Consider the following 14,018-nt stretch of genomic DNA (forward strand, 5'->3'; position numbering starts at 1 on the left):
GGTCTTCAACGCAGAGATAGTTACTAAAATACTAGTTTGTTAGATAATAACATAATAAATTGGAAGATTGTGATACAATAATTTCAGCTAATTTATAGAGACCGGCTAGTCGTTCTTGATCGATTCACTATTTCATTTGTTCTGGTGATCGGCAGACAGGCTTGATCTGCGCTACTATACAGTAAAGGGGTGTGACTATTGTCCAAGGATTTGGATAGGATTCAAAAAAGAATGTCCGAATTGGAGCAGGAATTACTGCACATAAAAAAGGAATTGGCTGAGAAGGAAAGCAGTCAACCAGCAGAACCAGTAGAAAGAGTAGATTCGGCAGAGCCAGTAGAACTGGTAGAGCCAACAGAACCAGAAGAACCTGTAGAAACAGTAAAACCGGCAGAGCCAGCAGAACCTGTAGAACCAATGGAACTAGGAGTACCAGTAATACCATTTGAGTCAGCGGAGCCAGAAGAACCGGTAGACCCATTAGAGCCAGCAGAACCAGTAAACATCCTGCATATCGAACCATCAGTTCCGTTGGGGACACATGCAGAAGGCGTTGAACCGGTTTCCGAAGAGATTCATAAGGAAACTACTGTGCATTCAGGACAAGAACGGCTTGCGGAATTGCCTCCAATTCCACCACGAAGCGTTTCGTCATCGGAAATGCAACCGCCTGAAATACTCACGCAGTCACAGGCGCAACCAGCCGAAAAGCCGGTGAAGGCGGATTTCAATTTAGAAAGAATGCTCGGCCTTTGGCTGCCAAGAGTATTTATGTTCATCTTGCTGTTAGGTGTCCTGTGGGGACTGAAAGTTGCGTTTGATAATGGTTGGATAACGGATTGGGTGCGCATTCTCCTTGGTTATGCCGGAACAGCACTTCTCTATTATTCAGGAATGAGAAATATTAAGAACTCCCGTGCTCCGTTTGGACTGACATTATTAGGCGGTTTTATCGCGCTTGGCATATTAACTACATTTGCTGCGCATCATCTCTATGGGTATTTTCCATACATCATGGCATTCCTGATTGCTGTCGCCTATATTGCTGCAGGCCTTTGGTTATCTAGCAGACTCAGATCCGAAACGCTGACGGTGTTCTCTGCCATTGCGGGTTTTCTTCTTCCTTTCCTATTAGAGGACACGAATGCGAGCACGATTCAGTTCGCCATCTATCTGTTGTTGTTATTCATGTCATTGTTCTATATTTCCTTGAAGCAGGGGCATACGTATTCCTACTATGTCTCCTTTAGTTTGTACCACCTGACGCTCGTCATCTTTACGGTCATGAATATCTTCTTTGTCGACAAGAATATCATCGTGCTCTCCGTCTTAGTTCAACACATTGTTTTGCTTGTGTCGTACTTGAGAGGGCTCAGCAAAAAAGCAGTCTCTAGTGAAATTATGCTCTATGCCAATGCGGCCGTTATGTTATTTTGGGTCGCTATTTTAGAGTATGAAATGCGTTTGGCTGTATATGGATTCCTAGTTGCACTCTACGGCATACTCGCGACAATCGCTTACAAAAAGGGCGAAAAACTTGGAATGAGCATCTTTACTGCGATTTCGATTGTGGCAGCGAGCGTGTTGGTTCTTTCATTCCGATTGGATGAGCCACTCATTCAATTGACGCTGATGCTTGTTATTGCAACGCTCGGACTTTGGCTTGGTATCCGTTTCGATACGATCCGTTTGATGATCATCGGAGCTTTTGCTTATAGTATCGTGGCGCTGGCGATTTTAACAGTAATCCATATTGATTCTTTCGTATCCATCGAAAATCTCATTTGGGCCATATTCATCTATACGATCGTCTTGATTTTTTATTCATTGACTCAGAATGTACCTTCTATCTTGAAAGGACAAGAAAAGCTGGTCAACATCAGTTTTATTGCAGGACAGCTGGTGTTACTCATCTATGTCGGTTATATGGCAAACTTGCTGATCACTGCATTTGATTTGAATATGGTAACCAGCATGCATGTCTTTTTCTTCGCCTTTTTAATCGCAATGCTGATCACGTTCAGTTTTGTTAAATGGCATCGCGGAATTTATTTGGCGCATGCTGCAGTCATTGAATTTCTCATTTTGGGTCTGTTTGTCTTGTTATTTAACTTGACGAATTTCTCAAACACTGATGGATTGTGGTTGAATCTGTTCGTCCAGATTGTCTATGTCATTTGCTTATCGTATCTATTCTGGACGATCTTAAAAGGGAAATTTTATTTCAAGCCTGACCGGTTCAAAAAGCTGATTCCGGCATTGGCTGTCACCATGCAAGTATTGTATTTTATCTTTTTGAATAAATGGTACTTAACGATTGCGTTTGGCTACGAGTGGGAATGGGAATACATCCTTTTTGTTCATACATTCCTGTTAATGGCTTTTGCGTTCATATCCTTCAGCATCGGAAAAGTCATGAATTGGAAGGTTGTCAAAATTCTCGCGGCAATTTTAGTAGGGTTTAGCCTGCTCAAATTGTTTATCGTTGATATGGCAAGCATCTCAATCTTAATCCGTGCCATTTTGTTCATTGTCATCGGTATTGTCGGATTGCTTTACTCAAGGACCTTATTGAAGGATGAGTCGACAACACCATAAGCAAGAGCTGCAGACTGATTAAACTGCAAATTTTTCAACAGTTAAATGCTATATAAAAACCAAGAAAAAGCGCTCTGAGTTGAGCGCTTTTTTTGCGAAATAAACACCAATTAATTTGCCAAGGCATTTTTAAGGTTTTGAGTATTTTCCCAATCTAATCTGCCGTAGCCTTCACTTTCCTTATCGCCGATTATGGTAGCTGTTCTAACCTCAAACCAAATTCGATATTCATAAAGTCTTTCCGGCATGTTTTTATCGAAAGCATAAAACAACGTAACTACTACATCTTGTTCCCTTGCCATTTCGACTTGTACATTGGGTTCCCACTTTACATTTTCTAATGATTTTTTAATCGTATCTAATTTTGAGGGATCGGTGATTGTCACTATATCCGCAGAATTCTCATTCTCCTTCACTTCTTGAACTTCAGCTCTAGTTAATTCTCCTTCTTCTTCAAGTCCTTCTTGGTTTTCGCTATTTGGTGATTTTCCTCCTATTTCAGAGCAAGCTGCAAGTGTTATTCCGATAGCTAAAAATAATACTAAGCCTATAATTTTGCTCATATCTAACTCCTCCTCGATCGTTCTTTTAAAACCATTTACGTGTTGATTTTTCGTCTTTGAGAGAATTAACAACGGAATGAAAAACAGAGAAGCTACAGCTAATTCATTGCTATACATTGTCAAGATGTTGATGCAATAACAAACCCAGGGACTGCAATTCCTATGTGAAATTGATCCCCGGTCGTTGTGTTTATTAGTGTTTACTCAAAATCCCTTACCAGCGACATGCAGCTCCACTCATTTAATAAGCAAGATAAAATGAAATGTCACATCTCCCTGATCCCAGTTGGCGTGAACGGAATATCCATACGTACCAGATTTAGAGGGAGTGGAGAACAAGGACTGCTCTGTAAGCGTCTCCTGTTCAAAATCATTCATCCACTCGACTGAAAAAGAGGATGGGGCTTCAGAGAAGAGTAGTTCGAACTCACTCCCTGGTTCTGCGTCGATGGGTGGAGCGCTAGTTCCATAATCAAATGGATTACCGGATGCATCGGTGCATTCGGATTGATTTCCGGTCGTCCAGCAATAACCTCCCCTTGCAGTAGTAAAAGTCTCTTCTCCGATTCGTATCTTCATAGTTGGGAGCTGATTCGCCGGATTATGAATGGGTTGAGTTTGCTGACAGCCAAACAGCATGAGCACGATTAGAAAAACTATGAGGATGTCCATTTTTCTTACCATCATGACACCACCTTTTAATTATTAGACACTATTGCCAAAAGAAAGTTACAGATGATGCAGGAATGAGAAGAATTAAAGTGTGAATCCATTTGACATGGGGAATCGTATATATACATAACAAGCAAAGAAAAAGGTGATTCGAATGAAGGACTGGCTTTCGGATGAAGAATTTGATCAAATATTTAAAGAAAAATCTGAGGAAATCAATGACCAATTGGAAAGGGAAGTTCTCATCGCGTTAATAGGCGATGTCAATGCAGGGAAGTCTTCGACAATTAACAGACTGATGGGCGCGGAAGTGGCGCAAGTCGGAGCGAAGCCCGGTGAGACCCAGGAGATTAATAAGTTTGTGTACCGTGAGAAAATTATTTTTGTTGATACGCCAGGCCTGGATGATATTTATAGCGAGCATTCCGCTGAGACAATGAAGTTTTATAAAGAAGCGGATGTCATCTTGTTTTTCCTGAACGCAGCGGGCACTGTTTTATCTGAAACAGAGCTTGCCTCATTGAAGAAAATCGCGAAAGTGAACAAGGATATCATCCTAGTTCTCAATAAAATTGACGCGGCAGACGACATTCCCACACTCGTCAACTATATTAAACAGCATACCAATTTTCACTATGTCGTTACACCGATTTCCTCTCGTACGGGTGAAAATATCGGCTTGTTGCAAAAAGAAGTGCTAGACATATTGGAGTCAAAAAAAAAGGACATTCTGATGGCCGCCAACATGGCTGATAAATCCGCCGTCGCCAATCGGTGGATATTCGGGGCGGGGGCCTCCGCAGCGACCATTGGAGCGGTTCCGATTCCCGGATCGGATTTTGTCCCGCTCACCGCACTTCAAGTGAGCCTCATGCTCAAGCTATCCACCTTGTATGGGAAGCCGATATCAAAGGATAATGCCAAGGAATTGATCATCGCGACGATCGTTGGGAATATAGGGAAGACTGTATTCCGGCAGATTGTCAAAATCATTCCCGGAGCAGGTATGGTAGCGGGCGCCAGTGTGGCAGGTGCCATGACAATTGCGTTAGGACAAGCAGTCAAATATGCGCACGAGAACGAAATTGAGTTGACACCCAAATCATTAAAGCCGATTTATCAGAGATTTTTGAAACAGTCTGATAAAAAGAAAAATAATTGATTTATTAAGAACCAACATCATAAAAATGATGTTGGTTTTTGATGAATAAAAAATAAAATAACTTTATGTTTTCATATAGTTCGTTATGATTCGAATAAAAAGGAATGTTTATTTATCAAGCTTAATAGAGTAAATAATAGTTTGTTAGTTTTAAAGCAATGCCAAATTTTACCCCTATCTTTTTTGTGAAATAAGATTAATAATGTTTAACGAGGGTATATGAAAGATGGGAGTAATTGCCCTTACTAGATTCATCATCTTGAGGAGGAAGTTATTAAATGAACAACCAACCTAAAAAGTATCGTAATTTCATAGCTGGTGCTGCTTCCGCGGCATTGATCGCATCTGCTGTAGCACCTGTCGTTGCAAGTGCTGCAGACAAAAGCTTTCCGGACATCAAAGGAAACACTCATGAAGAAGCTATTAATGCGCTTGTAGCACAAGGGATCATCGGCGGTTACCCAGATGGAACATTTAAAGCCAATAAAACATTAACTCGTTCTGACGTAGTTAAAATGATGGGTAAATGGCTTGAAAAAATGGGCTATGAAGTTCCAAAAGATTACAAGACAAACATGCGCTTCAAAGATTTGACGCCTAAAACAAACGATGAACTTTTGAAATCAGCAGCTCTAGTCAAAGACTATGGCGTTTTCGGCGGCTATGAAGACGGTACACTTGGTGCAGGTAAAAATATCACACGCGAAAACATGGCTGTTGTTTTAGTGCGTGCATATGATGCAGTTTATAAAACTGACCTAGTATCACTCGTAAAAGAAAAAGAGTTTAACAAAGACGTTACGGATCTTGCGAAAGCGAAAGCGGAAGCCCGTCCATATATCGATGTTCTTGATTACTTTGATATCACGAACCCGAAAGCACCACAATTCAACCCTAAAAACACAACAACTCGCGGCCAATTTGCAACATTCCTCTACAAAACTTCCACATTGGAAGTAGTAGCAGATGAAGACAAAGAAGCTCCGAAACTAGTATATAACGGTGAAAAAACACTTAACGTCGAATACGGCGCAGCATTTACTGCACCTACAGTAACAGCGACTGACAATGTTGACGAAAAAGTTGAAGTCACTTCTGTTATCACAAACGAAGCAGGCGAACGCCTTACAGCGATCGACACAAAAGTACCTGGCACTTACAAATTGACATACAGCGCTGCCGACAAAGCAGGCAACAATGCTGAAGAGCTAGTAGTTACTGTAGTAGTTGGAGAGAATCCTGAACTTGAAGTAGTTTCAGTAGCGGCTATCAATGCCACTCAAGTTCAAGTGAAGTTTAATAATGCGGTAGATAAATCTACACTATTCGAAGCAAATGGCAGCTTCAAAACTGCTAACCTTTCTCTAACTTCCATTGATGGCGGTGCAAATCCAGCTATTTCTTCTGCAACTCTTTCAGAAGATGGAAAGACTCTTCTTCTAACATTGGATCAACCAGTTTCTAAGCGTTACAAAGTTGTAATTGAAAACGTTAAATCGAAATCTGGCGTTGCTTTGAAGAAATATGACGAGATCGTTGATTTCGCAGCTGACAAGACTGCTCCATTTGTAGTTGGTACAGAGCAAATTTCAGCAACAAAAGTGAAAATCAAGTTCTCTGAACCTATGAAAGCTGCAGATGGTACGTTAGAATACGCAGATGGTAAAACTGTAACAGGTGCAACTGCTAAACTAACAGCAGGCGCAACTGAAGTAATTGTTGATCTATCTGATGCAGGCGTTGAAGTAAATAAAACAATCAACGTTAAATTCATCGGTTTACAAGACATGGCTGGCAATATCATCGCACCTAATCCAACTGTTGTACAAATTGTGAAACAACAGCCGGACGGCGTAAAACCATCCGTATCTTCTGTTGTACAAACTGGAGCAAAAACATTCAATGTTACATTTACAAAGGAACTTGATTCTTTAGATAAATCCCTTGTAACTGTCTCTGGTGGTTATACTGTTCAATCAGTCGACAAAGTTACTGGAACAGAATACAAAGTAACAGTTGACAAGAATTTGACTGGTGTCCAAAATGTTAACGTTGCAGCTGGCTATAAAGATTTAAGCGGCCAAGCAGGCGAAGCAATTACGAAAGTAGTAACATTCAAAGAAGACACGGCTGTACCTCAAGTAGTTGGTACTTCAGTAGTCTCTGATAATGGCAAAGAATATTTGGAAATCACTTTTGATAAGGATGTAACACTATCCGGAAGCCCAACAGTGACTGCAAAAGGTTCTTATGTTTCATCTAACGTAACACATGACATCGCTGGACAAGCTGTTGCATTAGAATCAACAAAGAACACGAAAGCAGTTCGTGTGGAATTATCCAAGCTTCTTGGAACAGATGATGTTAAAAATGCATCTTACAATGTTGCATTAACATTTGCAGGGGTTGCAAGCCAAGCAGGCGTTTCTGTAGATAAAGCTAATAACATCAAGTTCAACCGTGGTGAAGACAGTGCAACAACAACTGAGAAAATCAAAGTTGCAGACAATGGAATTGTTCAATCGGCTACAGATAACAATATTGTAACTGTAACATTTGATAAGAATGTTGATGCAGCTACTGCTACAACAGCAGCAAACTATAAAATTGATGGAGCAACTGTCCAATCAGCGACTGTCAAATCTACTAATTTGAAGCAAGTTGAATTGAAATTAGCTCCAGGTTCCGCTAACTTCTCTGGTTTGCGCAACGTAACAATTCAAAACATCAAGGCACAAAATTCTTCTGTTGCAATGGATGTTTATCAAGGTTCAATTACTTTGAATGAAAACGTAGCACCAACAGTTCAATCAGCTGTATTGACTGGTAATGATACAATTACATTAACATTCAGCGAGAATGTAACTGTTGATGAAAATGCGTTTGAAGTATTCGTTGGCAATGCAACAACTCCACTTTCTGGAGTAACTGTAGCAGCAGTTAACACAGCTGCCAAAACAGCAGTTATCAAATTGGGTACACCTGTTACTGACGAACAACTTAGCGCAGGTTTGACTGTAAAGCTTGCTGATTCTAAAAATGTATTGGATACTGTGAAGAATCCGCTTCAACTTACAGGCATTAAAGTATCACGATAATCTTTACAAATCTCCCCTTGATCTATTTGATCAAGGGGTTTTTTTAATAGGTGTGAAAGAGGTGACGAATATCAAAAGAAAAAACCTGAAGCTCATCCAACCTATTCCAATTCTCCTCCCTTTGTGATTAAATAAAAGTAACGTACTGATACAATAGGCTTACAAGTATGAGGGAATTGGAAGGGGCATAGTAATGAATTCACATACAATTGAGCAGGTGACGGATGATCATGTTGTAAAAGCACTGGAACGGAATTTGGCTATTATCCGTTTTGATTTAAATCGTAAAGTCGTCTATGTTAATGAGAATTTTGCGAAGGCGGTTGGATTTACTCAAGAGGAGATGATTGGTTTACCTCATGAGGAATTATGCTTTGCGGAATTCGCAAGAAGCCGGGAGTACTCTGAATTTTGGAGAGAGTTAACAAGAGGGGTCACCAAACAGGCGAAGGTGGAGCGAAAGCATAAAGACGGACATAAAGTTTGGCTCGAAGCGACATATATGCCGGTATTTAGTGAGGATGGGCGGCGGGTGATCAGCATTTCCAAAGTTGCATCCAATATTACTGATCGGCAGACTTCCATTACGGAAGTTGTGAATGAGCTGCGTGAAATGGCGGAAGGATTGACTGAACGGGCAGATGTCGGCATTGACAGAAGCAAGGAGCTTCTTCGTATAATCGACAATATTGCATCGATCTCGCGTGATAATACGAAGACGTTGGAACTGCTCCAATTGCACGCGGAATCCATCCAGCATATCGTAAAAACGATCCGGGACATTGCCGCGCAGACAAATCTGCTCGCATTAAATGCTGCTATTGAAGCAGCCAGGGCAGGGGAGCACGGCCGAGGTTTCGATGTCGTTGCCAAGGAAGTGAGAAAGCTCTCAGGTAATGTGGAAAAATCCATTGTGGAAGTGCGGGAAGGCGTAGCGTCAATTACCCGTGAGATCGGGAATATCGCAACAGGTACGACACTGGCGCAAGAACATGTGGAAGAATGCCAACAACAAATTCAAATTGCAATGGAAGACTTCCTGGCCATTGCTTCTTCCGCAGCGCAATTGGATGATCAATCCGAAGAAGTATCTCGTATCATCTGAGTTTTAGTTAATAAATAAGAAAAAGAATACCCAGAGGGGAATCCTCTGGGTATCATTCTGTCTATAGATTTTTTGCATTAAAAGTATCGCCATCTTCTATATTGCCGGATTGGAATCCTTTATAAAACCATTTTTTTCGTTGCTCCGAAGTACCATGGGTAAAGCTCTCCGGCACTACATAGCCTCTTGCGCGTTTTTGAATCGTGTCGTCACCGACCGCGCTGGCCGCATTAAGTGCTTCTTCCAAATCTCCTTTTTCAAGCACCCCCATTCCTTGCGCATGCTTGGCCCAGACGCCGGCAAAATAATCGGCTTGCAGCTCAAGGCGAACCGAGTATTTATTATATTCCTCCTCGCTCACTTTAGACCGGATCGCAGCCATCTGATCGCTGATACCCAGCAGCTTTTGCACATGGTGACCGACTTCATGTGCAATAACATACGCCATTGCAAAGTCGCCAGGTGCTTGGAACTGATCCTGCAACTCCTGATAAAAACTTAAATCAATATATAACTTTTCGTCACCGGGACAGTAAAAAGGGCCGATTGATGCTCCGGCGGTACCGCATGCAGATTGCACGCTTCCCGAATAAAGGACTAAGGTGGGTTCACGGTATTCGAGCCCTTCTTCTTTGAAAATGTCGTGCCACACATCTTCCGTATCAGCTAGCACAACGGAAACGAACTCCGCGAGCTCCTTATCTTGTTCCGTTTCCACGTAGCTGGTATTCTCAGTGGAATTGCCCATTCCGTCCAGAATGGCGCCGGGATCACCACCAAGAAACATAACGACCAGCAAGAGGACAATCCCGCCAATTCCGCCTCCCATGATGGCCGGCCCGCCCATGCCTCTGCGGTCCTCAACGTTGCGGCTCCCTCTACGACCTTTCCATTCCATATGATTTCCTCCCTAACTATGTCGGTAAATGAAGTATGACTTCCTATACCCGAAATCAATGAAAATGGAACTGGCTTATTTTGATATCCTAATCTCTTTTGCGTCATGCCCGACAAACTTTACGCTCAGCTTGATCATTTTATAATCGCTGATTTCAAATGTTTCCGAGACCGTCTTGATCATATCCTCTTCTGGCATATCGGGCGTTAATTTCATGGACTTGAATAGTTCATCGAGTTTTTTCATCGCCTCATTTCCAAAAGTGCTGATGCCTTTTTCTTTATTGCTATATTCGGCTTCTATCCTTTTCGGTTTTTCTTCGTACATGACCGAAACCGCTTGCTTTTCCATTTTTGTCTCAATCGTTAAATTGAATGAAGTAAATCCATATGTATCTCCTACAGTTTCCTTTGATTCTTTTCGATCCGTGACAATGGTTCGATCTGAGCATGCGGAGAGTACAAATACGAACAAGAGTAAAACGCTGATTAGCTTATGGATTTTCATGCTTATTCTCCTTTCAAATACCTATATGAATAACATGTCCCCTTACCCAAAGGCTTATTCAAATGCCAAAACGAAACTAATATCGTTCCGATTCGTATAGAAAAATGAAAGGAGCGAAATTCAGTCATGCAAAACGAACAGTCCATGTCGTTAAAAGATTGGATCATCACGATGATTCTAATTGTCTTGCCGATCGTCAATCTCGTCATGCTCATCATCTGGGCAACAGATAAAGCAGACCCGCGAAATAACTTCGCAAAAGCGTATTTGATCGTGACGGTTGGTGTATTTGTAGTTGTATTTCTGTTGTATATTGCAATCATATTTATTTTATTCACAATGGGGATTTACATTGGATTCCTGGAAGGCTAAATTGGACAGAATTTCCATATATTTCGTTTTTGAATAATTTGTGACGAATTGTTGAGGCCTATATGAAATATCCCATTTAATACGACCAAAATATTAAAGTTCCTTGCATGAAATGTTATGATAAAAGGGATGATGAATTGATCATAACCTCCAAGGGGGATATATAGAATGACTCGACAATTGGATATTTCATTGCGGGATGAAAAAGAGGCAACCCGGGGAGAAGAACGCTCCGGTACGTTAATTGCCGACTTGAAATCCCTTTTTAAAGCGCCTGTCCTGATTGCGAATGCATTGCCTGTATTCGTCGGTTTTTGGCTAGCGCTTTATTTTACAGACCAGTCCCTTTGGGTAAATGGAACTTTGTTTTGGCTGACGATTATCGGCAGCACGATATTGATGGGCGGTGCCCTCGTCATAAATAACTGGTATGACGTAGATATTGATACAGTGATGAAAAGGACTCAAAAACGTCCTACAGTTACAGGGAAGATACCCTTACGCACTGTTCTCCTCATCGGAATTGCCATGTCCGCTGTAGGAATGGTTATGCTGTTCTTCACGACATTTGAAGCAGCGATCTGGGGGTTCATTGGCTGGTTTACGTATGTTGTACTTTATACGATGTGGTCGAAAAGAAAGTACACACTGAATACAGTGATAGGTAGTCTCTCTGGTGCGGTTACTCCGATGATCGGCTGGGCCGCTGTTGCGCCTGCTTACCATATTGTGCCGATTATGCTGTTCCTCATTTTGTTCATCTGGCAAATGCCGCATACGTTTGCAATTGCCATGCGTAAATATGATGAATACAAAGCAGCAAACGTCGCCATGCTTCCAGTCGTTCGTGGTTTTCAAATGACAAAGCGACAAATGTTCGTCTATATTGCCTGCCTGCTGCCGTTGCCATTCTACCTAGGATCACTTGGCATGGTCTTTGTCACATTGGCCACGTTGATGAATATCGGGTATCTGGCTGTTTCTATCCAAGGCTTCTTCGCCAAGGATGATATGAAGTGGGCATATGTCATGTTCCTTTATTCTGTAAACTATATTGCGATTATCTTTTTACTGATGGTTGTAGTCACATTACCTATCTTTCAATAAGGAATGAGGGGTTGCAGTTTGAAGATGAGAAGGAAATTGAGGAGAAGAGAGAGCGAGAGTTATCGAATTATCGATTTTTTGGGGGATGTGTTATTTTTCGTTCCTGAATTACTATTCTTGCCCGTCCGGCTTCTGATCTGGATGATACGGCCAATAACACGATTAATTAGCGATATATTTTAACTAGAAAAAGCTTGTCTTCCTTAGGGAGGCAAGCTTTTTTACATGTCTGGATATTCAATAATTAAAAATATTCAGTTGTTACAGAAAGCGTTTTCATATATAATCAATTCAAGTATTCTGGTTTTTAGTAAATTTGTAGAATTTAGGGGGGAGTCAGTATGTTTAGTATGAATAGAGGGAAATGGTTGGTGCGTTTTGCTGTTTTGGTTATGGCTATATTCCTGGTCGGATGCGGCACAGGTAGTAAAAATGGTTCAACAGGTTCAACAGGTGATACAGGGGACGCAGCAGAAGCGGGCGGGAAGAAGAAATTGATTGTCGGAACCGATGCAACGTATGCTCCGATGGAGTATATGGACGAAAAAGGGAATATTGTCGGGATTGATATTGAGATCGTTAAAGCTGTAGCAGAAGCAGCGGGCGTGGAGGTGGAATTCCGCAATTATGGATGGGATCCTCTTTTTCCGGCAGTGAATAACGGGGAAGTAGATTTGGCCGTTTCTTCGATAACGATTAATAAAGAGCGAAAGGAATCCTTTGATTTCTCGGATCCCTATTATATCGCTAGTCAACTGATTCTCGTACCGGAAGATTCGGATGTAGAGAGCTTTGAAGACTTGAAGGATAAACGTGTGTCCGTCCAAATTAGTACGACAGGCCATATGGTCGTAAAAGGGTTACAAGGGGACACAAGCTCTAAAATTCTCGCTGCTGAAACGATGCCTCTTGCGATCAGCGAAATGATCAACGGAAATGCAGATGCATCTGTCGGAGACAACGTTGTTATGATTGATTATCAAAAGAATAATCCAAAAGTGAAGCTGAAAGCTGTTGAGGATGACAGTTTTGAAAAGGAATATTACGGACTCATGGTGAAAAAAGGAAATCAAGAAGTGCTTGATATTCTGAATGAAGGTATCAAGAAAATTAAAGAGAATGGCAAGCTGAAAGAAATCACTGGCTTTGATGTGGAATAAACACTTCGTCAAACTGTCATGATAATTCCGCATCTTGGAGGTGAAGAGAATGGATATCCTGGATTTTCGATTTGATGCCATATGGAACTATCGGGAGCTGTTCATCCGAGGACTTTGGATTACACTCGGTCTAACAGTAATCGGCTATGCAGGGGGGCTAATCCTCGGTCTGTTCGTAGGGCTCGGGAAATTGTCAAAGAGAAAATGGGTTTATTACCCGGCTAAGTATTATGTGGATTTTTTTCGGGGCACACCATTATTGGTACAACTCCTCTTAATCCATACAGCTTTAATACCGAGCATTTTTGGCCATTCACTGGGCTTCTTCGTTTCAGGAGCAGCTGCGCTCATGCTGAATAGCGCGGCCTATAACGCAGAAATCATCCGGGCGGGTATTAATTCGATCGAAAAAGGACAAATGGAAGCTGCCCGTTCGCTTGGCATGCCACATAAAACCGCCATGCGGCTGATTATTTTGCCGCAGGCGTTGCGGCGGATGGTGCCACCGTTCGGTAATGAATTGATTGCCTTAATGAAAGACTCGTCCCTGGTCTCCATGATAGCCGGGGGTGAACTTCTGTACGCCGGGAAAGTCGTTGCAGGTGCGACATTGCGTCCATGGGAACCATATTTAACAGTGGCAGTTCTGTATTTATTGCTGACATTCATTTTCGGTAAACTGATCAGTTATGTGGAAAAGCGATATAGCAACAGCTATGTGCCGTCACCTCGGAAACAGCGCCTGTCCGTTGGGCGTACACAGGCAGGGGGATGAT

General features: G+C 41.8%; 11 protein-coding genes and 2 pseudogenes. 9 read left to right on the forward strand and 4 right to left on the reverse strand.

Annotation, left to right across the window (positions count from 1 at the left end; all coding sequences use genetic code 11):
• Window positions 1-198: 198 nt before the first annotated feature.
• Window positions 199-2,598 (forward strand): DUF2339 domain-containing protein, encoded by a 2,400-nt coding sequence (locus ACSW3C_RS15630; RefSeq protein WP_486563721.1) that lies wholly within the window; start codon window positions 199-201, stop codon window positions 2,596-2,598.
• 110 nt (window positions 2,599-2,708) lie between these two features.
• On the opposite strand, the gene ACSW3C_RS15635 is transcribed toward ACSW3C_RS15630, so the two are convergent.
• The gene (locus ACSW3C_RS15635) at window positions 2,709-3,161 is read right to left on the reverse strand and encodes a hypothetical protein (protein WP_486563722.1); all 453 of its coding nucleotides are present in this window, start codon (window positions 3,159-3,161) and stop codon (window positions 2,709-2,711) included.
• Window positions 3,162-3,398: 237 nt separating this feature from the next.
• Window positions 3,399-3,845: a hypothetical protein gene (locus ACSW3C_RS15640; protein ID WP_486563723.1), complete on the reverse strand. Its 447-nt coding sequence runs from the start codon at window positions 3,843-3,845 to the stop codon at window positions 3,399-3,401.
• A gap of 142 nt (window positions 3,846-3,987) precedes the next feature.
• Between ACSW3C_RS15640 and ACSW3C_RS15645 the strand changes: the two genes are divergently transcribed.
• The 4 genes and pseudogenes from ACSW3C_RS15645 to ACSW3C_RS15660 all read left to right on the forward strand — a co-directional run.
• Window positions 3,988-4,995: a GTPase gene (locus tag ACSW3C_RS15645; RefSeq protein ID WP_486563724.1), complete on the forward strand. Its 1,008-nt coding sequence runs from the start codon at window positions 3,988-3,990 to the stop codon at window positions 4,993-4,995.
• 278 nt (window positions 4,996-5,273) lie between these two features.
• Window positions 5,274-8,093: an S-layer homology domain-containing protein gene (locus ACSW3C_RS15650; RefSeq protein WP_486563725.1), complete on the forward strand. Its 2,820-nt coding sequence runs from the start codon at window positions 5,274-5,276 to the stop codon at window positions 8,091-8,093.
• Window positions 8,094-8,286: 193 nt separating this feature from the next.
• Window positions 8,287-8,661 (forward strand): annotated as a pseudogene (locus ACSW3C_RS15655) (PAS domain S-box protein); the annotation flags it as partial.
• Window positions 8,662-8,733: 72 nt separating this feature from the next.
• Window positions 8,734-9,198 (forward strand): annotated as a pseudogene (locus tag ACSW3C_RS15660) (methyl-accepting chemotaxis protein); the annotation flags it as partial.
• A gap of 61 nt (window positions 9,199-9,259) precedes the next feature.
• Here the strand turns inward: ACSW3C_RS15660 and ypfJ are convergent.
• Both ypfJ and ACSW3C_RS15670 read right to left on the reverse strand, forming a co-directional pair.
• Window positions 9,260-10,096 carry a KPN_02809 family neutral zinc metallopeptidase gene (ypfJ, locus tag ACSW3C_RS15665; RefSeq protein WP_486563726.1) on the reverse strand — a complete coding sequence of 279 codons (837 nt, stop codon included), beginning with the start codon at window positions 10,094-10,096 and terminating at the stop codon, window positions 9,260-9,262.
• Window positions 10,097-10,171: 75 nt separating this feature from the next.
• On the reverse strand, window positions 10,172-10,603 hold the full coding sequence (locus ACSW3C_RS15670) for a YusW family protein (protein WP_486563727.1): 432 nt from the start codon (window positions 10,601-10,603) through the stop codon (window positions 10,172-10,174).
• A gap of 126 nt (window positions 10,604-10,729) precedes the next feature.
• On the opposite strand from ACSW3C_RS15670, the gene ACSW3C_RS15675 reads away from it, so the two are divergent.
• The 4 genes from ACSW3C_RS15675 to ACSW3C_RS15690 all read left to right on the forward strand — a co-directional run bounded on the left by ACSW3C_RS15675 (window position 10,730) and on the right by ACSW3C_RS15690 (window position 14,017).
• Window positions 10,730-10,975: a hypothetical protein gene (locus ACSW3C_RS15675; protein WP_486563728.1), complete on the forward strand. Its 246-nt coding sequence runs from the start codon at window positions 10,730-10,732 to the stop codon at window positions 10,973-10,975.
• Window positions 10,976-11,143: 168 nt separating this feature from the next.
• Window positions 11,144-12,082 (forward strand): heme o synthase, encoded by a 939-nt coding sequence (cyoE, locus tag ACSW3C_RS15680; RefSeq protein WP_486563729.1) that lies wholly within the window; start codon window positions 11,144-11,146, stop codon window positions 12,080-12,082.
• A 350-nt stretch (window positions 12,083-12,432) separates the two neighbouring features.
• Complete coding sequence (locus ACSW3C_RS15685) at window positions 12,433-13,242, forward strand: basic amino acid ABC transporter substrate-binding protein (RefSeq protein WP_486563871.1); 810 nt, start codon at window positions 12,433-12,435, stop codon at window positions 13,240-13,242.
• Window positions 13,243-13,291: 49 nt separating this feature from the next.
• Window positions 13,292-14,017 (forward strand): amino acid ABC transporter permease, encoded by a 726-nt coding sequence (locus ACSW3C_RS15690; protein WP_486563730.1) that lies wholly within the window; start codon window positions 13,292-13,294, stop codon window positions 14,015-14,017.
• Window position 14,018: the final 1 nt, after the last annotated feature.

It is taken from the genome of Sporosarcina sp. AD_1 (assembly GCF_057373025.1).